At 60.7% G+C, this 24,183-nt stretch carries 20 protein-coding genes; 6 read left to right on the forward strand and 14 right to left on the reverse strand.

Translation table 11 applies throughout. From position 1 onward, the window contains the following. Window positions 1-130 precede the first annotated feature (130 nt). The 8 genes from ccoP (AD670_RS13650) to ccoN (AD670_RS13685) form a co-directional block, all read right to left on the reverse strand. A complete protein-coding gene (gene ccoP, locus AD670_RS13650) occupies window positions 131-1,108 on the reverse strand; it encodes a cytochrome-c oxidase, cbb3-type subunit III (RefSeq protein WP_053132931.1) in 978 nt (325 codons plus the stop codon). After that, window positions 1,105-1,290 carry a CcoQ/FixQ family Cbb3-type cytochrome c oxidase assembly chaperone gene (locus AD670_RS13655; RefSeq protein WP_003175465.1) on the reverse strand — a complete coding sequence of 62 codons (186 nt, stop codon included), beginning with the start codon at window positions 1,288-1,290 and terminating at the stop codon, window positions 1,105-1,107. Before AD670_RS13655 ends, ccoP (AD670_RS13650) begins: the two co-directional genes overlap by 4 nt. A 6-nt stretch (window positions 1,291-1,296) precedes the next feature. After that, window positions 1,297-1,905, reverse strand: a complete 609-nt coding sequence (gene ccoO / locus AD670_RS13660) for a cytochrome-c oxidase, cbb3-type subunit II (RefSeq protein ID WP_003193167.1) — start codon at window positions 1,903-1,905, stop codon at window positions 1,297-1,299. Next, the gene (gene ccoN / locus AD670_RS13665) at window positions 1,905-3,347 is read right to left on the reverse strand and encodes a cytochrome-c oxidase, cbb3-type subunit I (RefSeq protein WP_053132934.1); all 1,443 of its coding nucleotides are present in this window, start codon (window positions 3,345-3,347) and stop codon (window positions 1,905-1,907) included. Before ccoN (AD670_RS13665) ends, ccoO (AD670_RS13660) begins: the two co-directional genes overlap by 1 nt. Window positions 3,348-3,697: 350 nt before the next feature. Further along, window positions 3,698-4,645 carry a cytochrome-c oxidase, cbb3-type subunit III gene (ccoP, locus tag AD670_RS13670; RefSeq protein ID WP_053132938.1) on the reverse strand — a complete coding sequence of 316 codons (948 nt, stop codon included), beginning with the start codon at window positions 4,643-4,645 and terminating at the stop codon, window positions 3,698-3,700. Continuing rightward, a complete protein-coding gene (locus AD670_RS13675; protein WP_027603735.1) occupies window positions 4,642-4,842 on the reverse strand; it encodes a cbb3-type cytochrome c oxidase subunit 3 in 201 nt (66 codons plus the stop codon). Before AD670_RS13675 ends, ccoP (AD670_RS13670) begins: the two co-directional genes overlap by 4 nt. A 3-nt stretch (window positions 4,843-4,845) precedes the next feature. Then, a complete protein-coding gene (gene ccoO / locus AD670_RS13680) occupies window positions 4,846-5,454 on the reverse strand; it encodes a cytochrome-c oxidase, cbb3-type subunit II (RefSeq protein WP_053132942.1) in 609 nt (202 codons plus the stop codon). 10 nt (window positions 5,455-5,464) lie between these two features. Continuing rightward, window positions 5,465-6,889, reverse strand: coding sequence for a cytochrome-c oxidase, cbb3-type subunit I (gene ccoN / locus AD670_RS13685; RefSeq protein ID WP_053132945.1), 1,425 nt, complete (start codon window positions 6,887-6,889; stop codon window positions 5,465-5,467). Window positions 6,890-6,968: 79 nt separating this feature from the next. Between ccoN (AD670_RS13685) and AD670_RS13690 the strand changes: the two genes are divergently transcribed. Beyond that, window positions 6,969-7,661 carry an alpha/beta family hydrolase gene (locus AD670_RS13690; RefSeq protein WP_053132948.1) on the forward strand — a complete coding sequence of 231 codons (693 nt, stop codon included), beginning with the start codon at window positions 6,969-6,971 and terminating at the stop codon, window positions 7,659-7,661. A gap of 93 nt (window positions 7,662-7,754) precedes the next feature. Here AD670_RS13690 and AD670_RS13695 read toward each other — a convergent pair whose 3' ends face one another. The 4 genes from AD670_RS13695 to AD670_RS13710 form a co-directional block, all read right to left on the reverse strand. Continuing rightward, the gene (locus AD670_RS13695) at window positions 7,755-9,320 is read right to left on the reverse strand and encodes a PAS domain-containing methyl-accepting chemotaxis protein (protein WP_053132951.1); all 1,566 of its coding nucleotides are present in this window, start codon (window positions 9,318-9,320) and stop codon (window positions 7,755-7,757) included. Between the two features lie 103 nt (window positions 9,321-9,423). Beyond that, a complete protein-coding gene (locus AD670_RS13700) occupies window positions 9,424-10,215 on the reverse strand; it encodes a CPBP family intramembrane glutamic endopeptidase (protein ID WP_053132954.1) in 792 nt (263 codons plus the stop codon). 68 nt (window positions 10,216-10,283) lie between these two features. Beyond that, entirely contained in the window at window positions 10,284-11,180 is an 897-nt protein-coding gene (locus AD670_RS13705) for a DMT family transporter (protein ID WP_053132957.1), read from the reverse strand. 52 nt (window positions 11,181-11,232) lie between these two features. Continuing rightward, window positions 11,233-12,858: a methyl-accepting chemotaxis protein gene (locus AD670_RS13710; RefSeq protein WP_053132960.1), complete on the reverse strand. Its 1,626-nt coding sequence runs from the start codon at window positions 12,856-12,858 to the stop codon at window positions 11,233-11,235. Window positions 12,859-13,247: 389 nt separating this feature from the next. Here AD670_RS13710 and aceK point away from each other — a divergent pair, with 389 nt between their 5' ends. Next, the gene (gene aceK / locus AD670_RS13715) at window positions 13,248-14,969 is read left to right on the forward strand and encodes a bifunctional isocitrate dehydrogenase kinase/phosphatase (protein WP_053132963.1); all 1,722 of its coding nucleotides are present in this window, start codon (window positions 13,248-13,250) and stop codon (window positions 14,967-14,969) included. 7 nt (window positions 14,970-14,976) lie between these two features. Here the strand turns inward: aceK and AD670_RS13720 are convergent, their stop codons facing one another. Together AD670_RS13720 and AD670_RS13725 are read right to left on the reverse strand one after the other, a co-directional pair. After that, window positions 14,977-16,758 (reverse strand): hypothetical protein, encoded by a 1,782-nt coding sequence (locus tag AD670_RS13720; protein ID WP_053132966.1) that lies wholly within the window; start codon window positions 16,756-16,758, stop codon window positions 14,977-14,979. 68 nt (window positions 16,759-16,826) lie between these two features. Next, entirely contained in the window at window positions 16,827-17,609 is a 783-nt protein-coding gene (locus AD670_RS13725) for a hypothetical protein (protein WP_053132968.1), read from the reverse strand. Between the two features lie 312 nt (window positions 17,610-17,921). On the opposite strand from AD670_RS13725, the gene hrpA reads away from it, so the two are divergent. The 4 genes from hrpA (at window position 17,922) to AD670_RS13745 (ending at window position 24,166) form a co-directional block, all read left to right on the forward strand. After that, window positions 17,922-21,833, forward strand: coding sequence for an ATP-dependent RNA helicase HrpA (gene hrpA / locus AD670_RS13730; protein WP_053132971.1), 3,912 nt, complete (start codon window positions 17,922-17,924; stop codon window positions 21,831-21,833). A 340-nt stretch (window positions 21,834-22,173) separates the two neighbouring features. Next, window positions 22,174-23,295, forward strand: a complete 1,122-nt coding sequence (locus tag AD670_RS13735) for a beta-ketoacyl-ACP synthase III (protein ID WP_053132974.1) — start codon at window positions 22,174-22,176, stop codon at window positions 23,293-23,295. Between the two features lie 17 nt (window positions 23,296-23,312). Next, the gene (locus AD670_RS13740) at window positions 23,313-23,927 is read left to right on the forward strand and encodes an RNA polymerase sigma factor (protein WP_053132977.1); all 615 of its coding nucleotides are present in this window, start codon (window positions 23,313-23,315) and stop codon (window positions 23,925-23,927) included. Further along, complete coding sequence (locus AD670_RS13745; protein WP_053132980.1) at window positions 23,921-24,166, forward strand: anti-sigma factor; 246 nt, start codon at window positions 23,921-23,923, stop codon at window positions 24,164-24,166. The genes AD670_RS13740 and AD670_RS13745 overlap by 7 nt, the downstream gene beginning before the upstream one ends. The last annotated feature ends 17 nt before the right edge of the window (window positions 24,167-24,183 follow it).

Below are 24,183 nucleotides of genomic sequence, written 5' to 3' on the forward strand. Positions count from 1 at the left end.
TGGTCTTGGCACGCCACAAGCTTAAAGCTACAAGTGGTCAAAGTGCTTTTCCCATGGGGGTATCGATGCCTCGGAAACGAAAAAGCCCCACCAGCTTGCGCTGGCGGGGCTTTTTTTGTTTCCGGGAGCCTTACTGCTCCTCGGCCTTCTTATCCCCATGGGACAAGCTGTACACATACGCCGCGAGCAAGTGCACCTTGTCATTGCCTTGCAGTTGCTCCTGCGCAGGCATCTGGCCCTGACGGCCCCAACGGATGGTCTGCTGCAGTTGGGCGAAGCTCGAACCGTAGATGAATGCACCCGGGTGGGTCAGGTCCGGCGCGCCCATGGCGGGGGTGCCTTTGCCGGCCGGGCCGTGGCAGGCCACGCAGTTGGCGGCGAAGAGTTTCTCGCCGTTGGCTACATCAGCCTTGACGCCTTCCGGCAGCTTGCGGCCGTCGAGGTTGGTGACGACGAACGCGGCGACGTCGCTGACACCTTGTTCCTTGAGGATGTCCAGCCAGGCCGGCATGACGGCATGGCGACCTTTCATGATGGTTTCCTTGATGGTGGCCGGCTCGCCACCCCAGCGCCAATCGGCGTCGGTCAAGTTGGGGAAGCCATAGGCGCCCTTGGCGTCGGAGCCGTGGCACACCGAACAGTTGGAGGCGAACAGGCGACCGCCCATCTTCAAGGCTTGCGGGTCCTTGGCGACTTCCTCGATTGGCATCGACGCGAACTTGGCGAAGATCGGCCCGAACTTGGCGTCCGATCTGGCCATTTCCTTTTCCCATTCGTGCACGCCGGTCCAACCGGTCTGGCCGTTGGCGAATGGGGTTTGCTTGTCGTTGTCGAGGTAGTTGTAGCCCGGCAGCAGGCCTTTCCAATTGCCCAGGCCGGGGTAGAGCACCAGGTAGCCGAGGGCAAAGATGATGGTGCCGACGAACAGCATGAACCACCACTTGGGCAGCGGGTTGTCGTACTCCTCGATGCCGTCGAACGAGTGGCCGACGGTCTCGTCGGTCTGCTCGGCGCGCTGGCCCTTGCGGGTCGACAGCAGCAGCCAGGTCAGGGCGAAGATGGTACCCAGGCTCAGGACTGTGACGTACAGACTCCAGAACGTAGTCATTCTTTGTTACTCCTAGAAGCTTGCTCGACGTGCTTGATGGCTTCGGGATCATCCGCAAAGGGCAGCAAGGTCGCGTCTTCAAACTCCGACTTGCGCTTGGGGCTGAACACCCACAACGCCAGGCCGATAAAGGCCACCATCACGACAACGGTGCCCAGGCCACGAATCATCCCGATATCCATGAAGAATCACCGTTTGCTTTTGATGATGGTGCCAAGGCCTTGCAGGTAGGCCACCAATGCGTCCATTTCGGTCTTGCCCTTCACGGCTGCGGCTGCACCGGCGATGTCTTCGTCGGTGTAGGGCACGCCCAGGGTGCGCAAGACTTCCATCTTCTTCGCGGTGTCCTTGCCGTCGAGCTTGTTTTCCACGAGGAACGGGTACGCCGGCATTTTCGACTCAGGCACCACGTTGCGCGGGTTGTACAGGTGCGCACGCTGCCAGTCATCGGAGTAACGCCCGCCGACACGGGCCAGGTCCGGGCCGGTACGCTTGGAACCCCACAGGAACGGGTGGTCCCACACGCTTTCACCGGCGACCGAGTAGTGGCCGTAGCGCTCGGTTTCGGCGCGGAACGGGCGGATCATCTGCGAGTGGCAGCCGACACAACCGTTGGCGATGTAGACGTCGCGGCCTTCCAGTTCAAGGGCGGTGCGCGGCTTCATGCCTTCGACCGGCTTGTTGGTCACGTCCTGGAAAAACAGCGGAACGATCTGGGTCAGGCCGCCAATACTCACGGCGATGACCATGAAGAAGGCCAGCAGGCCGATGTTCTTCTCGACTACTTCATGCTTCATCAGTGGGCTCCCACAACGGCGATCTTGGCGGCGGCTTCGGCTTCGGCCGGGTCGGAGGCACGCACGGTGCGCCAGACGTTATAGGCCATGAACAGCATGCCGGTGGCAAAGAACGCACCGCCCAGGGCGCGGACGATGTAGCCCGGGTGGCTGGCTTGCAGCGCTTCGACGAAGGAGTAGGTGAGGGTGCCGTCATCGTTGATCGCACGCCACATCAGGCCCTGGGTGATGCCGTTGACCCACATCGAGGCGATGTAGAGCACGGTGCCGATAGTCGCCAGCCAGAAGTGCGTGTTGATCAGCCCGACACTGTGCATCTGCGCACGGCCGAACAGTTTGGGGATCATGTGGTACAGCGCGCCGATGGAGATCATCGCCACCCAGCCGAGGGCGCCGGCGTGTACGTGGCCGATGGTCCAGTCGGTGTAGTGGGACAGTGAGTTGACGGTCTTGATCGCCATCATCGGCCCTTCGAAGGTCGACATGCCGTAGAACGCCAGGGACACCACCAAAAAGCGCAGGATCGGGTCGGTGCGCAGCTTATGCCAGGCGCCCGACAGGGTCATCATGCCGTTGATCATGCCGCCCCAGCTCGGGGCCAGCAGGATGATCGACATCGCCATGCCGAGGGACTGCGCCCAGTCCGGCAACGCGGTGTAGTGCAAGTGGTGCGGGCCGGCCCAGATGTACAGGGTGATCAGCGCCCAGAAATGCACGATGGACAGGCGATACGAGTAAATAGGCCGTTCGGCCTGTTTCGGCACGAAGTAGTACATCATCCCCAGGAAACCGGTGGTGAGGAAGAAACCTACGGCGTTGTGGCCGTACCACCACTGGATCATCGCATCCGTCGCACCGGCGTAGGCCGAGTAGGACTTGAACAGGCTGACCGGCAACGAGGCGTGGTTGACGATGTGCAGCATCGCCGTCACCAGGATGAAGGCACCGTAGAACCAGTTGCCCACATAGATGTGCTTGGTCTTGCGTTTGACGATGGTGCCGAAGAACACCACTGCGTAGGTCACCCAGACGATGGCGAGCAAAATCGCGATCGGCCATTCCAGCTCGGCGTATTCCTTGGTGGTGGTGTAGCCCAGTGGCAGGGTGACGATGGCGCCGACGATCACGGCTTGCCAACCCCAGAAGGTGAAGGCCGCGAGGCCGTCGGAGATGAGTCGCGTCTGGCAGGTGCGCTGCACGACATAGTAGGAGGTGGCAAACAATGCACATCCGCCGAAGGCGAAGATCACCAGGTTGGTGTGCAGCGGGCGCAGGCGGCCGAAGGTTGTCCATGGCAAGCCGAAATTCAATTCCGGCCAAACCAGTTGCGAGGCGATGAACACCCCGAGCCCCATGCCAAGGATCCCCCAGACCACCGTCATGATGGCGAACTGGCGGACTACCTTATAGTTATAAGCAGTCGGACTGATTGCTGTGCTCATTCTAAGGTTCCACGGTTTAGGTTTTTTTATAGGTAAAATTCGGCCGCAAGTATGTAGAAAGCGAGGGGCCAATGCAACGCAACGCTGACCTGTGTCAAGGCGTTCCAAGCCAGATTCTGCGCCCTTTCCATGTTTAGCGTAAGGACAAAATCCAAAATGGAAAGCTGATCGAGTGGACAGGAAATTTGCCAGGCCGCGACGATAGTCGTCGCGTACGCCGGAACCGGTCCGCTGTGCAGGGAAGCGTAGACCCGAATGGCAGGAGGGGAAAGGTGTGCTTTGGAAGGGTGCGACACTTGGTCGCGTAGCGGGGTAGAGCTGCCGCCCCAAATTGGGGCGGCAGTCAGGTGTTACTGAGCTGGGCTTTCTGGCGTTGCGCCATCAGCGTTATGGGACAAGCTGTAAACGTAGGCGGCCAGCAGGTGCACTTTGTCATTGCCCTGCAGCACTTCCTGCGCTGGCATCTGGCCTTGGCGGCCGTGGCGAATCGTCTGCTGCAACTGCGCAAGGCTGGTGCCGTAGATGTAACCGGCGGGCAGGGTCAGGTTCGGCGCGCCCATGGCTTCCATGCCATGGCCTTGCGGACCGTGGCAGGCCACGCAGGTGGTGTTGAACGCGGCCTGGCCAGCGGCCAGGTCGGCGGTGCTGTCCGCCGGCAATGGCAGCTTGGCCAGGTCGTGGCGCACATAGGCGGCGACGTTTTTAACGCCTTCGTCGCCCAGCATGTCACCCCAGGCCGGCATGGCCGCGTGGCGACCGTTCAGGATGGTGGTCTTGATCGCTTCGGCCGAACCGCCCCAACGCCAGATGTTATCGGCCAGGTTTGGAAAACCGAATGCGCCCTTGGCATCCGAGCCGTGGCACACCGCGCAGTTGGAGGCGAACAGGCGGCCGCCCATTTTCAACGCTTGCGGGTCTTTCGCGACTTCTTCCACGGGCATGGCCGAGAATTTGGCGAAGATCGGCCCGAACTTGGTGTCAGCCTTGGCCATCTCCTTGTCCCACTCCTTGGACGAGGTCCAGCCGTCTTCATAGCCCGGCAGCACGCCTTTCCAGTTACCCAGGCCCGGGTAGAGGATCAGGTAGCCGACGGCAAACACCAGGGTGCCGGCGAACAGCATGAACCACCACTGGGGCAGCGGGTTGTCGTATTCCTCGATGCCGTCGAAGGCGTGGCCCATGGTCTGGTCGACGCTGCCCTTGGTCTCGCCCTTGCGGGTGCCGAACAACAGCCAGGTCAGGCCGATCAGGCTGCCGAGGGTCAGTACGCAGATCCATGTACTCCAAAAGGTAGTCATGGCCGGTTGCTCCTTGTTACAGGCTCTTCTTGAGCGTCGGTTGGAGAGGGTTCATCGGCGAAGGGCAGCAGGCGTGCCTGCTCGAATTCCGCATTGCGCCGGTTGTTGAACACCCACAGCGACAGGCCGATAAAGGCGATGGCGACCACCAGCGTGCCGAGGCCGCGGATGGTGCCCGCATCGAATTCAAATCCCATGGCTCACCTCTTGCTCTTGATGGCAGTGCCGAGTACTTGCAGGTACGAAACCAGCGCGTCCATTTCGGTCTTGCCTTTGAGGCTGGCCACGGCGCCACTGATGTCGTCGTCGGTGTACGGCACGCCGAGGGTGCGCATCACTTTCAACTTGGTCTCGGTGTGGCTGTTGTCGACCGCAGCCGTGACCAACCACGGGTAGGCCGGCATTTTTGACTCGGGCACGACGTTGCGCGGGTTGTACAAGTGCGCGCGGTGCCAGTCGTCCGAGTAGCGTGCGCCGACGCGCGCCAGGTCTGGCCCGGTACGCTTGGAGCCCCACAGGAACGGGTGATCCCACACGCTTTCTCCGGCCACCGAGTAGTGCCCGTAGCGCTCGGTCTCGGCGCGGAATGGGCGGATCATCTGCGAGTGGCACTGTACGCAGCCTTCGCGGATGTAGATGTCGCGGCCTTCCAGTTGCAGCGCGGTGTAGGGCTTCATGCCTTCCACCGGCTTGTTGGTCACGTCCTGGAAGAACAGCGGGACGATCTGGGTCAGGCCGCCGATGCTCACGGCGAGCACCATGAGCAGCATCAGCAGGCCGACGTTTTTTTCAATCGTTTCGTGTTTCATCATCGACTCCTCAGGCCATCTGCGCTGCAGCGGTGACTTCGGCAGGTTGTGCCGAACGCACGGTGCGCCACGTGTTGTAAGCCATCAGGAACATGCCGCTGAGGAAGATGGCGCCGCCCACCAGCCGCACGATGAAGCCTGGGTGGCTGGCCACCAGGGTTTCGACGAAGGAGTAGGTCAAGGTGCCGTCTTCGTTGATCGCACGCCACATCAGGCCCTGGGCGATGCCGTTGACCCACATCGAGGCGATGTAGAGCACGGTGCCGATGGTCGCCAGCCAGAAATGCGCGTTGATCAGGCCGATGCTGTACATCTGCTCGCGACCGAAGACTTTCGGGATCATGTGGTACAGCGCACCGATGGAGATCATCGCCACCCAACCGAGGGCGCCGGCGTGTACGTGGCCGATGGTCCAGTCGGTGTAGTGGGAGAGGGCGTTGACGGTCTTGATCGCCATCATCGGACCTTCGAAGGTCGACATGCCGTAGAACGCCAGGGACACCACCAAAAAGCGCAGGATCGGGTCGCTGCGCAACTTATGCCAGGCGCCCGACAGGGTCATCATGCCGTTGATCATGCCGCCCCAGCTCGGCGCCAGTAGTACCAGCGACATCACCATGCCCAGCGACTGTGCCCAGTCCGGCAGCGCCGTGTAGTGCAGGTGGTGAGGACCGGCCCAGATATACAGGGTGATCAGTGCCCAGAAGTGCACGATGGACAGGCGATAGGAATACACCGGACGCTCGGCCTGTTTCGGCACGAAGTAGTACATCATCCCGAGGAAGCCGGCGGTGAGGAAAAAGCCTACCGCGTTATGCCCATACCACCACTGCACCATGGCATCCGTCGCACCGCCATACAGCGAGTAGGACTTGGTCAGGCTGACCGGGATCTCCAGGTTGTTGACGATATGCAGGATCGCCACGGTGATGATGAACGCACCGAAGAACCAGTTACCGACGTAGATGTGCTTGGTATTGCGCTTCATCACCGTGCCGAAAAACACGATGGCGTAGGCCACCCAGACAATGGTGATCAGGATGTCGATCGGCCATTCCAGCTCGGCGTATTCCTTAGAGCTGGTGTAGCCCAGCGGCAAGGTGATCGCGGCCAGGAGGATGACCAGTTGCCAGCCCCAGAAGCAGAACGCGGCGATTTTCGGCGCAAACAGCTGGGTCTGGCAGGTACGCTGCACCGAGTAGAAGGAGCTGGCGAACAGCGCACAGCCACCGAACGCAAAGATCACCGCGTTGGTGTGCAGTGGGCGCAGGCGGCCAAAGCTGGTCCAGGGCAAGTCGAAGTTGAGCGCGGGCCAAACCAATTGGGCGGCGAGAAAAACCCCGAGCCCCATGCCGACGATGCCCCACACCACCGTCATAATGGCGAATTGGCGGACCACCTTGTAGTTATAGGCGGTACTTAAAGTAGTGTTCATGGTTCCCCATCCACGGTTCAACCCAAGCAAATGCGGCACTTGGGCTGGAGTTATAGGCAGACTGAATAGCGAGGCAAGCATGGGCAAAGAGCACAAGGCCAGTATTGACGGGGATCAATGGGCGCAGTGTGTGCGGGAACATGGCTGGCTGTGGGATGCTGCGCCGGGCGCTGCTTCGGATGATTGCGTGACATTGATCCTGGCCCACGGCGCCGGTGCACCGATGGACTCATCCTTCATGAACGATATGGCTGCACGCCTTGCCGGGCATGGCGTCAACGTGTTGCGCTTCGAGTTTCCCTACATGGCTCAACGGCGATTGGATGGCGGTAAACGCCCACCCAACCCGGCGCCGAAACTGCTGGAAGCGTGGCGCGGGGTGTATGCCGAAGTGCGACGTCATGTCGCTGGGAAACTGGCGATTGGCGGCAAGTCCATGGGCGGGCGCATGGCAAGTCTGTTGGCGGATGAATTGGGCGTCGATGGGCTGGTGTGCCTGGGTTATCCGTTTTATGCGGTGGGCAAGCCGGAGAAACCACGTGTAGCGCATTTGGCCGGATTGAAGACGCCGACGTTGATTGTGCAGGGCGAGCGCGATGCACTGGGCAATCGGGCGGCGGTGGAAGGGTATGACTTGTCGCCGAGCATCGAAGTGATGTGGCTGGTGGCGGGAGATCATGATTTGAAGCCGTTGAAGGCTTCGGGGTTTACGCATGAGCAGCATTTGGAGGCTGCGGCCGTGCAGGTGGCTGAGTTTCTCAGCGCCTGTTAGGGCCAATCGGGAGCAAGCCCCCTCCCACATTCGACCGCATTCCAAGGGATGTACGCGGTTAACTGTGGGAGGGGGCTTGCTCCCGATAGCGGTCTACCGGTTGAAACGCTCGACCAACGAATACTGGGTATGGGCGGTATGCGTCAATTCCTCACTCAACTGCGCCGAGTTCATCGCCTGCTCCGAGGTCTGATCTGCCAACAGCGCAATGGTGCTGATGTTACGGCTGATCTCTTCGGCCACCGAGCTTTGCTCTTCGGTAGCGGCTGCGATCTGGGTGGTCATGTCGGTGATATGCGCCACGGCTTCACTGATGCCCACCAACGCCTGATCGGCTTCCATCACCCGCGCCACACCCTCTTCGGCCTGGCGATGCCCGGCGTCCATGGTCTGCACGGCGGCGGCAGCGGTTTGCTGCAGCTTGGCGATCAGGGCATGGATCTGCCCGGTCGACTCAGCGGTGCGCTGCGCCAGTTGGCGGACTTCATCGGCGACCACCGCAAACCCACGGCCCATCTCCCCGGCACGCGCCGCTTCAATGGCGGCGTTGAGCGCCAGCAGGTTGGTCTGGTCGGCAATGCCTTTGATCACGTCGACTACGCCGCCGATCTCGTCGCTGTCCTTGGCCAGTTGGGTGACGGTCACGCCGGTTTCGCCCACGGCCACCGACAGACGCTGAATTGCCTCGCGGGTTTCCCCGGCAATAGAGCGACCGCGACCGGTCAGGCGATTGGCTTCCTGGGTAGCATCGGCGGTGCGCTGCACATGGCTGGCTACTTCCTGGGTGGTCGCGGCCATCTGGTTGACCGCCGTGGCCACCTGCTCGGTTTCCACGCGCTGGCGTTCCAGGCCGCTGGAGCTGTTATGCGCCAGGGTATTGGACTGCGCGGCCTGGTCGTTGAGGTGCTCGGCAGTGTCCTGCAGGCGCGTCAGGCAGGTCTTCAGACGTGCCTCCTGGCTGAGGATCGACATCTCCAGGCGCGCCTGGGCGCCACGGCTGTCGGTGTACATCTGCGCGATCAACGGGTCGGACGTGGTCTGCTCGGCCAGACGCAGCAAGCGCTTGAGACCGCGCTGTTGCCAGCTCAGGCCCAGCAGCCCCAATGGCACCGACAAGCCCGCCGCCAGGGCAAAGCCCCAGTGGGAGTTGAGCGACACACCGATCATGAAACTCAACTGGCTGATCAGGATAAACGGCAGCCAGTCCTGCAACACCGGCAACCACTTGTCCCGCTGGGGAACGGCCGACTTGCCCTGGTTGATGCGTTGGTAGAGCGCTTCGGCACGGCGGATCTGCTCGGCGGTGGGCTTGATGCGCACCGATTCGTAGCCGACCACCTGATTGCCTTCGAAGACCGGCGTCACATAGGCGTTAACCCAGTAGTGATCGCCCGTCTTGCAGCGGTTCTTAACGATGCCCATCCATGGCAAGCCTTGTTTGAGCGTTGACCACATATGCCCGAACACGGCCGCTGGCACGTCCGGGTGACGGACCAGGTTGTGCGGGGCACGCACCAGTTCGTCGCGCGAGAACCCACTGATTTCGACGAACGCGTCGTTGCAGTAGGTGATCACGCCTTTGGCATCTGTGGTGGAGATCAACCGTTGCTGAGCGGGGAAGGTACGTTCGCGCTGGGTAACGGGTTGGTTATTACGCATGATTGTTCAATCCGCAAGGCTTTCATTGGGTATCGGCGGTAACGGGGGTTTATTTAACTTATTTTTGCAACAATCGGCGGGTTGCTCCTTCATCGAAGGGCTATCAACCCGCGAGCATCGGATAGGTAAACAACCCGAAGTGAAGCAGATTCAAACCAAAGTGCGTGGCAATCGCCGCACCCAACCCGCCAAACCGATAAGCCAGGCCATACCCGACCCCGGCGATGCTGGCCAGCAGGACCCAATGCCAGCCCGCGCCGAGATGCACCAGCCCGAACAACAACGACGCCAGCAGCAGCGCGAGGTTTTCGCCATAGGGCAGGTGTTTGAAGCGCAGGTGTAGGCCGCCTTGAATGTAGCCACGGAACAAGGCTTCTTCCACCAGGGTCACCAGCAACAGGTTGTTGAGCACCCACAGCCAGGCCGGGTCCGGCCATTTCGGCGCCCAACTGATCACGCCCAGCAGGACGGCACCGCCCAAGGCCGCGATGGCGGTGAGGGTCAAGGCCAGCGCGGTGACGCAGATCGACACACGCCACGAGCGCCGCGCCACGATCCAGGGGCAGGCCAGCAGCAACCAGAAGCCGATCAATGGCTTGTCCTGGTTCAGGTACATCGAGAAGGGCACGGCATCGGGGGTAAAGCGCTGCGGGTCAATGCCGCGTCCGTTATAGAACCCTGGCAACCAGTGCATCGCCAGGCTCAGGGCCAAGACGATAAACAGCCCGTGCCCGAGGTAACGCGCCCACGGCGTGCGTTGCTGGCGTACGGCGTACCCGGCGACCAGCAGCAGGGCGACGGACACTGCCGCCAGCACGCCCAGTTGTCCGTAGGCCAGGGCCATTGCATAGCCTATGGAAAGGAGCGCCAGGTACAGCCAGGGCAATGAGATCATGGGGGAGTCCTTGGAAAAATCAGCCCACGATTATAGCGACCGTCCCAGTGTGCCCGCATGAAACCTGTCTACAGCGCCTTGGCGAGTTTCCCCGGCCGCAGCACCAGCCACAATGCCCCCGCAATCAATACCCCGCCATACACATGCGCCATCGATAACGGTTCATCCAGCAGCAACGCTCCCCACAACACCCCAAACGGCGGTATCAAAAAGGTGGTGGTCATCGACCGCACCGGCCCGATGGCCGTGAGCAGGCGGAAGTACAGCACGTAGGCAAACGCCGTACACACCAATCCTAAGCCCAGCAGCGACAACCACACCGACCACCCACCCCAACTGGCCGGCGGATGGAGCGCGGCGTTGTAGGCGAAGAAGGGCAGCAGGAACAGCGTGGCACCGAGCATGCTGCCCAGGGCGGATAGGCGGCTGTCGAGGCCCCCCCGCTGGTCCAGCCAACGCCTGGCGAGGAAACCGGCAAAGCCATAACAGGTGGTGGCCAGCAGGCAGGCCAATGCTCCCATCAACAGTTCCAGGTCAAACGCAACCGGCCCGGCGCGGGTCAACACGCCTACGCCGAACAGGCCCAGGCACACCCCGGCGATTTTCGACGGGGTGAGGCGTTCGTGGAAAAACAGCCCGCCAATCAACACCCCCATCAACGGCGTGGTGGCGTTGAAAATCGCCGAGTAACCCGCCGGCAGCACCTGGGCCGCCACCGAATACATGGTCGCGGGGATCCCGGAGTTGATCACGCCCAGCAACAGCACGGTCTTGAACTTGCCCTGGAAATTCCAGCTCACCCGCATCACCGCCAGCATCACCAGCAAGCCGGCGGCGGCAATCGACACGCGGAAAAACGCGGTTGGCAGCGTACCGATCTCCGGCGCGATGATGCGCATGAACAGGAAACTCGCGCCCCAAATGGCGGCGAGCCCCAGCAGGTAAAGGGTGTCGACAGGTCTCACGCAACGCTCCTACATCGATAAGGCGGCGAGTGTTGCATGACACTCTCAATGATTACACGACAAACCGCGTCACCAAACCGTTGAGGTCCACCGCCAGGCGCGACAACTCCTGGCTGGCGGCTGAGGTCTGGGTGGCGCCTGCGGCGGTCTGGGTGGACAGGTCACGGATATTCACCAGGCTGCGATCGACTTCCCGCGCCACCAATGCCTGCTGTTCGGCGGCGCTGGCGATCACCAGGTTGCGTTGGCTGATCTGCGAGATGGCGGCGGTGATTTTCTCCAGGGCAGTGCCGGCGCTGTTGGCCCGTTGCAGGGTCTGGCCGGCGTGCTCGGCGCTGCTGTTCAAGGCGGTGACCGTATCCTGGGTGCCTTGCTGGATGCCGGTGATCATTTGCTCGATTTCTTCGGTGGAGTCCTGGGTGCGTTGCGCGAGCGAACGCACCTCGTCGGCCACCACCGCAAAACCACGCCCGGCTTCACCGGCGCGGGCGGCTTCAATCGCCGCATTGAGCGCCAGCAGGTTGGTTTGCCCGGCAATGCCACGGATCACTTCCAGCACCTTGCTGATGTCCTGCGCTTGCACGGCCAAGCCTTCGGCCTTATTCGAGGCGCCGAGCACTTCGTCCACCAGGTTCTGGATCGAGCTGATGGTTTCGCTGATCTGGTAGTGACCGTGCTTGCTGTCTTCATCGGAGGCCTGGGACGCCTCGGCGCTGGACACCGCATTGCCCGCCACTTCGTCCACCGCTGCGCTCATCTCGGTCACGGCGGTGGCAGCCTGTTCGATTTCATCGTTCTGCGCCTGCAGGCCACGGGTGCTCTGTTCCATCACCGAGCTCATCTCTTCGGCGGCGGAAGCCAGTTGCTGCGCCGATTCGCTGATACCCCGGATGGTGGTCTGCAACTGCGTCTGCATGGTGGCCAGGGCGCTGAGCAATTGGGCCGGCTCATCAGTGCCACTGACGACAATCGGCTGGCTCAAGTCGCCGCTGGCGATGGTGCGCGCTACACGCAGGGCCTGGCCGATGGGGGTGGTGATGCTGCGGGTCAGCAGCCAGGCCAGCAGCAAGGTGGCGATCAGTGCGACGGCGATAATCAGGCCGACAATCCACTGTGCGCTCGAATACATCTGCGCGGCCGAATCTGCCGCCGCTTCGACGCCGTTCTGGTTAAAGACGATCAGGTTTTCCAGGCTCTGACTCAGGATCGTGCCCTGGGGGGCGAGGCGGCTGACGAGCAGGTCGAGCGCGTCTTGCTGTTGATCCTTGTCCACCAAAGCGACCATCTGCCCGACGATGGCCAAGTACGTCGCGACATTGGCCTTGAGCGTTTTCAGCAGTTCGCGCTCTTCGTCATTGCTCAGCAAGGTTTCATGACGATCGAGCAGGGCTTGCAGTTCGCTGCTGGTGCGGGTGATCAGGCCTCTGCTGGTGTCACGCACGCGAGATTCGTCGGTGCTCACCAGGCGCAGGGATTCCAGGCGGACAGTGGCCACCAAGGCCGCACTGTCGTGGATATTCTCGATGCTCGGCATCCATGACTGTTCAATGACCAACGCGCTTTCGCGCAGCTTGGCCATCTGGCCCAGGCCAAACATTCCCACAATCACCAGCAAGCTGGCCAAAACCCCAAAACTCAGACTGGCACGCAGACCGATCCCCATATTCCTCAATGACATCTCAATGCTCCTTGGGCGATTAGAACCTGCTCCCGGATCGGTCTTCGGACCTTGTTAGGGTGGGAGAGGGCGCGCTGTATATCAAAGTGCCATCAAGGTAGTAATCGGGGTTTCCCTTAGCTGGATGCAAAGCCCCGCGGAGCGTGCGTGCCCGTGCTGGCTGGCAGCTTTCGCGCTTCTATGTCCCAGGCCACGGTACTAAAGGCGTGTAGATCAAACACGGTGCGACTTTTTGGTGCGTTTATTGACCGTATGGTCGAATTAAAAAATTGAAAATAAATGTACGGAATGAACAAAGTTGTACAACGCAGTGCAAAAAATGACCCTTCTCCTGCCTTCGTACACTGGCTAAGCTCAGGGCTTCCAGATGCCCGTTCGAGGTTTCCCGCATGTCGCAATCCACGCCTGCCGTCGCTATTGCCCGCACGATCCTCGACGGCTTCGACGATTACCGAGAGCACTTCCGCCAGATCACCGATGGCGCTCGCGAGCGCTTCGAAAAGGCCCAGTGGCAGCAGGGCCAGGCGGCGTCGGCGGCGCGGATCAATCTGTATGAAGAGAAGGTCGTCGAGGTGATCAGGGGCCTGCGCTCCCGTTTCGATGAGGCTGATCTGCTGGATATCGACCTTTGGCCCTTGGTGAAAAGCGCCTACATCGGCCTGATCGACCTGCGTTTCGACGATGAGTTGTCCGAGACCTGGTACAACTCGATCTTCTGCGGCCTGTTCAGCCATGACCTGATCAGCGACGGCTGCATGTTTATCCACACCACTCGGCCAAGCCTGCGCCGGGCGCGGGCGGCACAAACCCGTACCTATGCGCCTGTCGGCCAGATTCCCGAGATGCTCACGCAGATTTTTGCAGACTATGGTTTCAGCGAGCCCTACGCCGACCTGCCTGCCGACCTGCGCCGCCTCGAAGTACAACTGCGCGAAAACCTGCCGGACTGGGTGTGCAAGGACCCGGACCTCAAGGTCGAGCTGTTTTCTTCGGTGCTCTACCGCAATAAAGGCGCCTATCTCGTAGGGCGCATCTTCACCCGCGACGAACAATGGCCCCTGGTGATCCCTTTGCTGCACCGCGAAGGGCAGGGCATCCAGGTCGATGCGCTGATCACCGATGAAGCCGAGGTGTCGATCATCTTTTCGTTCACCCGTTCCTACTTCATGGTCGACGTGCCGGTGCCGGCGGAATTCATCGGCTTTCTCAAACGCATCCTGCCAGGCAAGCATATTGCTGAGTTGTACACGTCCATCGGCTTTTACAAGCACGGCAAATCGGAGTTCTACCGTGCGCTGATCAACCACCTGGCCACCACTGACGATCAATTCATCATGGCCCCCGGCGTGCGTGGCATGGTCATGAGCGTGTTCACGCTGCCGGGTTTCAACACCGTGTTCAAGATCATCAAGGACCGTTTTTCACCGTCGAAAAACGTCAATCGCGCCACGGTGATCGAGAAGTATCGCCTGGTCAAAAGCGTCGACCGCGTGGGGCGCATGGCCGATACCCAGGAGTTCGCCGACTTCCGTTTCCCCCTGAGCAAGTTCGAGCCGGAGTGCCTGGCTGAATTGCTTGAAGTCGCGGCCGGCACCGTCGAAGTGGAAGGTGAAACCGTGCTGATTCGCCACTGCTGGACCGAACGGCGCATGACCCCGCTCAACCTCTACCTGGAAAACGCCAACCCCGCCCAGGTGCGCGAAGCCCTGGAAGACTACGGCCTGGCGATCAAGCAACTGGCGGCGGCGAATATCTTCCCCGGCGACATGCTGCTGAAGAACTTCGGCGTCACCCGCCATGGCCGTGTGGTGTTCTATGACTACGACGAAATCTGTTTTCTCACCGAGGCCAACTTTCGCCATATCCCCGCGCCGCGCACGCCCGAGGATGAAATGGCGTCCGAGCCCTGGTACTCCATCGGCCCACTGGATGTGTTCCCGGAAGAGTTTCCGCCGTTCCTGTTTGCCGATGCCGGCCAGCGCAGGCTTTTCGCTGAGCTGCATGGCGAGTTGTACAACGCTGATTATTGGAAGGGCCTGCAGGAGGCGATTCGCGCCGGTAAGGTTATTGATGTCTTCCCGTATCGGCGCAAAACGCTGGATGACGCATAGTCGTGGGTCAGTTTACGCGTGCGAGAGTGGCCTGGCTGGTGGCTGGGGATGTGAATGCAGGGTCCGCAGCTTTCAGGTAGGCGCTGGTCAGGTCATGGTTAAGGTCCCTCATCATCTTGATCTTTCTGGCGAATTTGGCTCTTCTCAATACCTCCCTGGCAGTGACACCTACAGGTGGTTCGTGCAGTTCAACCTGAAGCTTGATCCGCGCTTTTTGTTGCACTTGGCGCTCAAGTTCCCTGTGTCGCTTATCGACTGATGGATCTGTTGGGTTGGAGCCTGGGGCACTGTCGACAAACTCACCGTTGGCCCAGGCGTTGCGCAGTTTCATCACGGCTTCGCGGCCTTCAAAGGCGTTTCGTGACAGGCTCACGCCTTCTATCCCGGAGTGTTGAGCCTTATATAGGGCGCAATCGAATTCAGCGAGTGCTTCGTCGTATCGCTTCACGTTGCTTTGGGTCATCGCCAACGCTGAACCGTCGAGCGCAGGATTGATGGCTACCGGCTCAGTGGCCGTTGAGTCGAGCGCTTTTGCCAGGATGACTGCCTGTTCCAATTCCCTGCGCCGCAGGTCGTGGATGTTTCCGTTCAACACCTTCCCAATGCTGCTGCTGAGCGTCAGTTCGCCCGCCGCCCAGCTATTGCGCAATTGGCTGATGGCGTTCCTGATGAATTGCAGTTGTTCCGGTTGCAATGGATCTGGGCGGCCGTTGGCAAGACCTTCCAGTCGTCCATCGATCTGCGCGATCTCTTTTTCCAGCGCGGCCACATGGCGTTGAATACGCTCTGCCTGATTTTTGCTCACCTTGGTAGTGATGGGAGAGTGGGTGATGCTGAACTGTGCGCCTGTTGCGGCGGGAGGGGAGCTGCTATCCAATTTGTAGAAGGGGTCAGAACTCCAGGCATCCTGAGCGGCAGCGCTGTCGGCGGTAAACAGCGTTGGCTGATGATCGAACTTGAGCCTCTCATTCGTTACGTTCTGTTCAAGTTGCTTTCTGAGTTGACTGGACTGCATGGCTGACGAGTTCGGTACAGGTATGCCACGTGACTTAAGGCGGTCAGTCAGTGCGAGGACTTTCAGGCTGGTTTTCGAGCTTTCATCCAGTTCGCCGGTGAGCCAGGCGTTGCGGTGTTCACCCAGTGCCTTGTGGGCGCTGAGGTAGCTGTTTTCCAGCTCGGCAGTGGGTACTCGTCCTGCGCTTTTCTGCAGGATGGAGGACATGGCGTCGTTGAGCGCTGACGCTGTGTCGTCGAGACGGTTTATGTGCTTTTGCGCGCGTTCGTTTGCGGGACCGTGAAGGTTGTGTGTTGGGTGGGGGACCTTTCCCTGTGCATAGAGATTCCTGAAAGACGCATAGGTGTTGCGTTCCTTGATCCAGGTTTGAATCTCCTGTATCGAAGCGGCGTTTTCTTGTGTGTCATCAATGCTCTTCCCATAAAAAGCTGCGAGTTTGCGGTCGTATGTCGCAATCACGTGGTCAGTCCTCGCCATGCGCATGCTGGCGAGCTGACGGTCAATGCCCTGGATTGCGTCATCCAGTGGCAAGAGCGGTGTAGGTGAGGGCAGGATGATGGTCGGTGCAGGGCCCGCTTCGAGCGGCGCAGGTTGGGCATTGGCGAACAGAAAAGGGGCGATGGGTTCGCTGTGCTTCGGGTGTTTGAAGGCTTTTTTGATGTTGGCGAAGGCTTTTGAAAGTTTGTTTTTCCTGGGTATTTCATTGGGCTCTGGCAGGGGGGCGGTGTGGACAGGGATTGGCACGTAACGGTGACTTACAAGGCTTGTTTGCATAGGGTGGCCGCTCTCGTTTTGGCGTTAGTCATGTGCGTCGATAAAAAATCGTGCCGTGTGGGCCGGCTTTAAATCTCAGCTTTTTTCAAGCCTTCGACCATGAATAGAATCTCTACCAGGGTCTGATCTGCATTCCGGTCGGTTAGATATTCTTCTCGGTAATCCTTTTTCGCGACGGTCCACAGTTCTGCGATCGAGTCTTTCAAGTCGGTTTCCCGCTGTGCTCGATAAACGGGTACGAAGTTATTGGCCAAATGGCTGAGCCCTCGGGAACTGCCTGCAAACTGGCCACTGGCCCAGTCAGACCTGAGGCTATCTATTTTCTGGCCCAGTGAGGTGACTGTATTTACATCAATAGACGTTCCACCCTGCCCATCACGCGCGCGCAACAGCGTGCCCAGTTGTTCGGTGTTCTTGAGCAGGTCGTCGAGACGCCGCACATGCTTCAAGGCTTGCGCCAGTGCTCTGCCGGAAAGCGCTGGATCAAACATCAGCCCCTCCTCGTCAGGGTATTCATAGGCACCCACAGCCTGTTCGTTGATGGGTGGCAGCCCGCCGTCCTCGACATGCTCAGGCAGGGGGCTGTCTTTGCCCATGGCCTGCCAGTAGGTCGGAGGCAAGGAGTGAGGCAGTCGTGCTTCAAGCAGCCTGACCGAGTCCGGATGCGTATCTTCGGCATATCGGTCTACCTCATTGAAGTAGTCCTGAGTCACACGAGAGCGGCGCTCCAGCGCGGGGTCCAGCTCGGTGTAAGACACCGGCGTGGAAGCACGCGGGATGTCGCCGTACGTGCTGGTGGTGTGGGCTTCCCAGGTGGTGATGGGCAGGGATGAAGTCGGTGAGATGGGCATGAGGGTTTTCCAGGATGAGTTGAGTGTTCAGTGGATACCAACAACGCGTATTGCACGCCGGCACAGTAGACTGCGGCGACTCATGGGCAGCCATTCAGTTGCTTCGGTGAGTTTCGTGTGAAAAGTGGAGGTGGCCTGTGAGGTGGGGGTATTCCAGGCGTCTTCAAACCGACCGTTGCACCGAGAATCCAGGGGTTTTCCGGTGATCAAACGGGTTGCCTCGTTCGCAGGGACTGAAATCTGCGACAATTGCCGCCTACGATTTCGTCACCGCAGGCTTACCTGCCTCACTAAAAGACCTTTGCGTACCTGATGACTGACCAAGCGCCCGCTCTCGACCAACTGCTGAAAAACCTCGACCACGCCATGCTCGCCGACCGCCACCGCTTGCGGCGCCAGTTGCTTGAGCTGCGCAAGAAGCCCGACGAGGAAAAGTTGGCGCAGTGGGTCACGCGCATGCAGGCGTCCTGTGCCCAGGTCACGGCGCGGCGCGCCAGCCTGCCGGTGATTCGTTACGACGACAGCCTGCCGATCGCCGCCAAGCGCGATGAGATCAAGGAGGCGCTGCTCAAGCATCAGGTGCTGATCATTGCCGGTGAGACTGGCTCGGGTAAGACCACCCAGTTGCCGAAGATCTGCCTGGAAATCGGTCGCGGCCAATACGGCCTGATCGGTCATACCCAGCCGCGCCGGATTGCGGCGCGCAGTGTTGCCAGCCGCGTCGCCGAAGAGTTGGCCACGCCCCTGGGCGCGTTGGTCGGCTATCAGGTGCGCTTCGAGGACCAAAGCGATTCCAACACCCTGATCAAGCTGATGACTGACGGTATCCTGCTGGCGGAAACCCAGAATGACCGCTATCTGGAACGCTACGACACGATCATCGTCGACGAAGCCCACGAACGCAGCCTGAACATCGACTTCCTGCTCGGTTACCTGAAGACCCTGCTGCCGCGTCGCCCCGACCTGAAAGTCATCATCACCTCGGCGACCATCGACCTGGAGCGTTTTTCCAAGCACTTCGACGATGCACCGATTGTCGAAGTCTCGGGCCGCACGTTCCCGGTGGATACCTGGTACCGCCCGCTGACCCTGGAGCAGGACGAGGAGGGCAACCGCGTCGAGGACGACTTGACCGTCGACCAGGCGATCCTCGCCACCCTCGATGAAATCGCCGCTTATGAGCGCAGCGAACGGCGCAGCCCCGGCGATGTACTGGTGTTTCTGCCCGGTGAGCGCGAGATTCGCGACGCGGCCGAGATGCTGCGCAAGGCCCAGCTCAAGCACACCGAGATCCTGCCACTGTATGCACGCCTGTCGCCGGCCGAGCAGCAGCGGATTTTCCAATCTCACCCGGGCCGTCGCGTGGTACTGGCGACCAACGTCGCGGAAACCTCGCTGACTGTGCCGGGTATCCGCTATGTGATCGACAGCGGCACCGCACGCATCAGCCGCTACAGTTATCGCGCCAAGGTGCAGCGCCTGCCGATCGAAGCGATTTCCCAGGCCAGTGCCAACCAGCGTAAAGGCCGTTGTGGCCGGGTTGAGCCGGGGATCTGCATTCGCCTGTACAGCGAAGAAGACTTTATCGGGCGCCCGGAATTTACCGATCCGGAAATCCTGCGCACCAACCTCGCCGCCGTCATCCTGCAGATGCTGCACCTGCGCCTCGGCGAAATCACCGACTTCCCGTTTATCGAACCGCCTGATGGCAAGGCCATCAGCGACGGGTTCAACCTGCTGCAGGAACTCTCGGCGGTAGACCGCAACAGCCAACTGACTCCCCTGGGCCGCCAGTTGGCGCGTCTGCCGGTGGACCCGCGCATGGGGCGCATGTTGCTGGAAGCCGCCAAGCTCGGCAGCTTGCAGGAAGTGCTGATCGTTGCCAGCGCCATGTCGATCCAGGACCCGCGCGAGCGCCCACCGGAGCGCCAACAGGCCGCCGACCAGGCCCACGCACAGTGGAAGGACCCGGACTCGGATTTCGCCGGCTTGGTCAACCTGTGGCGCGGCTTTGAAGAACAGCGCCAGGAACTGACCGCCAGCCCGTTGCGTAACTGGTGCCGCAAGAACTTCCTCAACTACCTGCGCCTGCGCGAGTGGCGCGACTCCCATCGCCAGTTGAGCCTGATCTGTCGCGATATGCAGCTCACGATCAACAAGGAGCCGGCGGACTTCCCGAAATTGCACAAGGCCGTGCTATCGGGCCTGCTCAGCCAGATCGGCCAGAAGACCGAGGACGGCGATTACCTCGGCGCGCGTCAGCGACGCTTCTGGATTCACCCGTCCTCGGGGATCGGCAAGAAACGCCCGCAATGGCTGATGACCGCCGAACTGGTGGAAACCACCAAGCTGTACGCGCGCATGGTGGCCAAGATCGACGCGGACTGGATCGAGCCGCTGGCCGGGCATCTGATCAAGAAAAACCACTTCGAACCGCATTGGGAGAAGAAGCGCGGCCAGGTGGTGGCGTTTGAGCAGATCACCCTGTTCGGGCTGATCGTGGTCGGGCGCCGGCCGGTGCATTACGGGCCGATTGACCCGGTGGTGTCGCGTGAGTTGTTTATTCGCGAAGGCCTGGTGCGTGGCGAGATCCAGTCCCGCGCCAAGTGCCTGACGGCCAACCAGCAACTGCTGGAGCAGCTCGACGAGCTGGAAGCCAAGGCGCGCCGCCGCGACATCCTGGCCGACGAGGAGACCCTGTACGCCTTCTACGATGCACGGTTACCGGCAGAGATCCACCAGACCGCCACCTTTGACAGCTGGTACAAGGTCAACAGCCAGAAAGATCCGCAGTTGCTGATCATGCGCGAGGAAGACGTACTGGCCCGCGAGGCCAGCGAGGTCACCGCCGCACACTACCCGGACACCCTGCACCTGGGCGATCTGGAGCTGGCCCTGAGTTACCACTTCGAACCCAACCACCCGCGCGATGGCGTGACCCTTCGTGTACCCGCGCCGCTGTTGCCGGCCCTGCCGCCGGAGCGCCTGGAATGGCTGGTGCCGGGGGTGATCGAAGCCAAATGCATCGCCCTGGTGCGCAACCTGCCCAAGGCCCTGCGCAAGAATTTCGTGCCGGTGCCGGACTTCGTCAAGGCCGCGCTGCAGCGTATCGAGTTTGCCCAGGGCTCGCTGCCCCAGGCATTGGGGCGCGAGTTGCTGCGCATGACCGGGGCGCGGGTCAGCGATGAGGCCTGGGCCGAAGCCGCGCAACAGGTGGAAAACCATCTGAAGATGAACCTGGAAGTGGTCGACGGCCAGGGCAAGTTCCTCGGCGAAGGCCGCGACCTGGCCGAGTTGACTGCGCGGTTTGCCGAAGCCAGCCAGGCCGCGTTGGCCGTGCCGCAAACCGCGAAAAGCCAGCAGCCGGTGGAGGCCAAGGTATTTGCGGCGGTGGCTGAGAAAACCCAGCAGAAGATCGCCGGGCTGTCGATGACGGTTTACCCGGCGCTGGTGGAAGAAAACGGCACTGTGAAAGAGGGACGTTTTTCCACCGCCGCCGAGGCTGAGTTCCAGCACCGCCGTGCGTTGCAGCGCCTGCTGATGCAGCAATTGGCCGAACCGGCCAAATTCCTGCGCGGCAAATTACCCGGCCTCACTGAACTGGGCCTGATGTACCGCGAACTGGGGCGTATCGATGCACTGGTGGAAGACATCCTGCTGGCCAGCCTCGACACCTGCGTGCTGGAAGGCGAAGCCAGTCTGCCGCGTGACGGTGCCGGTTTAGCGGCGCTGGCTGAACGCAAGCGTGGCAGCTGGACCGAACACGCCGAACGCCTGGCGCGCCAGACCCTGGAGGTGCTGAAACTCTGGCACGGCCTGCAAAAGCGCTTCAAAGGCAAGATCGACCTGGCCCAGGCCGTGGCCCTGAACGACATCAAGCAGCAACTGAGCAACCTGGTGTACCAAGGTTTTGTGCGCGAAACCCCAGCGCAGTGGTTCAAGGAATTGCCGCGCTTTCTCAAGGCCATCGAATTGCGCCTGGAGAAACTGCCAAGCCAGGTGCAAAAGGATCGAGTGTGGAGCAGCGAGCTGGGCGGGCTGTGGGCGCAGTATCAGAACCGCCTGAACAAGCACGCCCAGGAAGGCAAGCGCGATCCGCAGTTGGAGCTCTATCGCTGGTGGTTGGAGGAATATCGGGTGTCGTTGTTTGCCCAGCAGTTGGGCACCAAGGTGCCGATTTCCGATAAGCGATTGAGCAAGCAGTGGAGCCTGGTCGAGGCCTGATCCCTTTCTCGGTTATCCAGACCAGACAGGTCAAAATGTGGGAGGGGGCTTGCCCCCGATAGCGATGTGTCAGTGACAGAACCTGTGTCTGGTACACCGCTATCGGGGGCAAGCCCCCTCCCACATTAGTAATCAGTGAGCTTTGAACAGTGGCATATGGCGCCAAATCCCTGGGTTTGTGGCAAACTTCGCCGCTATAAATGCCGGGATCGTCGCAAAAGTCTGCGGCGCGATGGAATAAAGCGTTGCCAGTTTGATGTCCGCTGGGCGGAATAAAACTACTTACGGTTTGGTACGACGGTACCAATATCATCTGCCTGACAGATTTAGAGGAACGATCGTGCATAACGTCGTCATCAGCGGCACTGGCCTTTACACCCCTGCCAACAGCATCACCAACGAAGAACTGGTGCAGTCTTTCAACGCCTACGTGCAACAGTTCAACAGCGATAACGCCGCCGCCATCGAGCGCGGTGAGGTGCAGGCGCTGACGGAGTCGAGCGCCGCGTTCATCGAAAAGGCGTCGGGCATCAAGAGCCGCTTCGTGATGGACAAACAAGGCATCCTGGACCCGCAGCGCATGGCCCCACGCCTGCCGGAACGCAGCAACGACGAGTGGTCGGTACTCTGCCAGATGGCCATCGGCGCCGCCGAACAGGCCCTGCAGCGCGCCGGCAAGACCGCCGCCGACATCGACGGTGTGATCGTCGCCTGTTCCAACCTGCAACGTGCCTACCCGGCCATCGCCATCGAAGTCCAGGAAGCCCTGGGCATCGCAGGCTTCGGTTTCGACATGAACGTGGCGTGTTCCTCGGCGACCTTCGGCATCCAGAATGCCGCCAACAGCATCCAGCTGGGCCAGGCCCGGGCGATCCTGATGGTCAACCCGGAAGTCTGTACCGGCCACTTGAACTTCCGCGACCGCGACAGTCACTTTATCTTCGGTGACGCCGCCACTGCCGTGATCCTCGAACGCGCCGACCTGGCGACCTCCGAGCATCAGTTCGACGTGGTGAGCACCAAGCTGCTGACCAAGTTCTCCAATAACATCCGCAACAACTTCGGCTTCCTCAACCGCGCTGCGGAAGAGGGCATCGGTGCGCCCGACAAGCTGTTCGTGCAGGAAGGCCGCAAGGTCTTTCGCGACGTGTGCCCGATGGTCGCCGAGCTGATCGGCGTGCACCTGGAAGAGAACCAGTTGAACGTGGCCGATGTGAAGCGTTTCTGGCTGCACCAGGCCAACCTGAGCATGAACCACCTGATTGTGAAGAAGCTGCTGGGCCGCGAAGCCACGGTAGAAGAAGCACCGGTGATCCTCGATACTTACGCCAACACCAGCTCGGCAGGTTCGGTGATTGCGTTCCACACCTACCAGGACGATTTGCCCAAGGGCGCCGTCGCGGTACTCAGTTCGTTTGGCGCAGGCTATTCGATCGGTAGCGTGATCCTGCGCAAGCGTTAAGACAATCGAGGTCTTGAATGGCAGCAGCGGACGACGCGCACCTGCTTGAGCGACTGCTCAAGGGCGAGCAACGGGCCTACAAGGAACTGGTCACCACGTATCAAAGCGCAATGCGGGCGGTGGCGTATGCCATCGCTGGCCAGCGCCATGCCGACGAAGTGGTGCAGGACGCCTGGCTGTCGGTGGTGCGCAACCTGGCCAAATTCGAAGGGCGTTCCAGCCTCAAGACCTGGCTGCTGACCATCACTGCCAACGCCGCCAAGGGGCGCTACAAACAGAATCGTCGGGAAGTGCTGCTCGACGATTTGCCTTCGCCCCACGGCACCATCGGCGATGACCGTTTCACCCCCGATGATGGCCACTGGGCCGTCGCCCCGTATGCCTGGCATCAGGACACGCCGGAAGCCCTGCTGACCGAGGATGAGCTGCGCAACTGCCTGGAACATACGCTGCTGAGTCTGTCTGAACTGCAAAGCAGTGTGCTGGTGCTGCGTGAACGCCAGGGTCTGGAGCTGGAGGAGATCTGTAATCTTCTGACGCTCTCTCTCTCCAATGTCCGAGTGCTGTTGCATCGAGCACGGCTTAAAGTCTTCGCCACGGTGGAGCATTTTGAGGAAACGGGCGAATGTTGACCTGTAAAGAACAAGTGGCACGTTCCAGTGACTATCTCGATGGGCAATTGACCTTTCGCGAGCGTCTGCTGGTGCGTCATCACTTGATGTTCTGCCCGAACTGCCGACGGTTTATCCGCCAGATGCGCCTGATGCAGGCGACGTTGCGGATTTTGCCGGACGACCCGGTAAAGGATGTGGATGCCTTGGCGCAGCGACTGGTTGCCGAGCGGCTCAAGGATCAGAAAGGCGGGGAATAAGCAGGCTCGCGTGGATG

The organism is Pseudomonas sp. MIACH (genome assembly GCF_001269925.1).
Taxonomy (GTDB): domain Bacteria; phylum Pseudomonadota; class Gammaproteobacteria; order Pseudomonadales; family Pseudomonadaceae; genus Aquipseudomonas.

Excerpts from the sequence above, each read along its gene's own strand:
- ccoN (WP_053132934.1), bottom strand. The coding sequence starts at position 3,347 with ATGAGCACAGCAATCAGTCCGACTGCTTATAACTATAAGGTAGTCCGC.
- AD670_RS13710 (WP_053132960.1), bottom strand. The coding sequence starts at position 12,858 with ATGTCATTGAGGAATATGGGGATCGGTCTGCGTGCCAGTCTGAGTTTT.
- AD670_RS13675 (WP_027603735.1), bottom strand. The coding sequence starts at position 4,842 with ATGGGATTTGAATTCGATGCGGGCACCATCCGCGGCCTCGGCACGCTG.
- aceK (WP_053132963.1), top strand. The coding sequence starts at position 13,248 with ATGTCGCAATCCACGCCTGCCGTCGCTATTGCCCGCACGATCCTCGAC.
- AD670_RS13690 (WP_053132948.1), top strand. The coding sequence starts at position 6,969 with ATGGGCAAAGAGCACAAGGCCAGTATTGACGGGGATCAATGGGCGCAG.
- ccoP (WP_053132938.1), bottom strand. The coding sequence starts at position 4,645 with ATGACTACCTTTTGGAGTACATGGATCTGCGTACTGACCCTCGGCAGC.
- AD670_RS13655 (WP_003175465.1), bottom strand. The coding sequence starts at position 1,290 with ATGGATATCGGGATGATTCGTGGCCTGGGCACCGTTGTCGTGATGGTG.
- ccoO (WP_003193167.1), bottom strand. The coding sequence starts at position 1,905 with ATGAAGCATGAAGTAGTCGAGAAGAACATCGGCCTGCTGGCCTTCTTC.
- ccoO (WP_053132942.1), bottom strand. The coding sequence starts at position 5,454 with ATGAAACACGAAACGATTGAAAAAAACGTCGGCCTGCTGATGCTGCTC.
- ccoP (WP_053132931.1), bottom strand. The coding sequence starts at position 1,108 with ATGACTACGTTCTGGAGTCTGTACGTCACAGTCCTGAGCCTGGGTACC.
- AD670_RS13695 (WP_053132951.1), bottom strand. The coding sequence starts at position 9,320 with ATGCGTAATAACCAACCCGTTACCCAGCGCGAACGTACCTTCCCCGCT.
- AD670_RS13740 (WP_053132977.1), top strand. The coding sequence starts at position 23,313 with ATGGCAGCAGCGGACGACGCGCACCTGCTTGAGCGACTGCTCAAGGGC.
- hrpA (WP_053132971.1), top strand. The coding sequence starts at position 17,922 with ATGACTGACCAAGCGCCCGCTCTCGACCAACTGCTGAAAAACCTCGAC.
- AD670_RS13745 (WP_053132980.1), top strand. The coding sequence starts at position 23,921 with ATGTTGACCTGTAAAGAACAAGTGGCACGTTCCAGTGACTATCTCGAT.
- AD670_RS13725 (WP_053132968.1), bottom strand. The coding sequence starts at position 17,609 with ATGCCCATCTCACCGACTTCATCCCTGCCCATCACCACCTGGGAAGCC.
- AD670_RS13700 (WP_053132954.1), bottom strand. The coding sequence starts at position 10,215 with ATGATCTCATTGCCCTGGCTGTACCTGGCGCTCCTTTCCATAGGCTAT.
- AD670_RS13720 (WP_053132966.1), bottom strand. The coding sequence starts at position 16,758 with ATGCAAACAAGCCTTGTAAGTCACCGTTACGTGCCAATCCCTGTCCAC.
- ccoN (WP_053132945.1), bottom strand. The coding sequence starts at position 6,889 with ATGAACACTACTTTAAGTACCGCCTATAACTACAAGGTGGTCCGCCAA.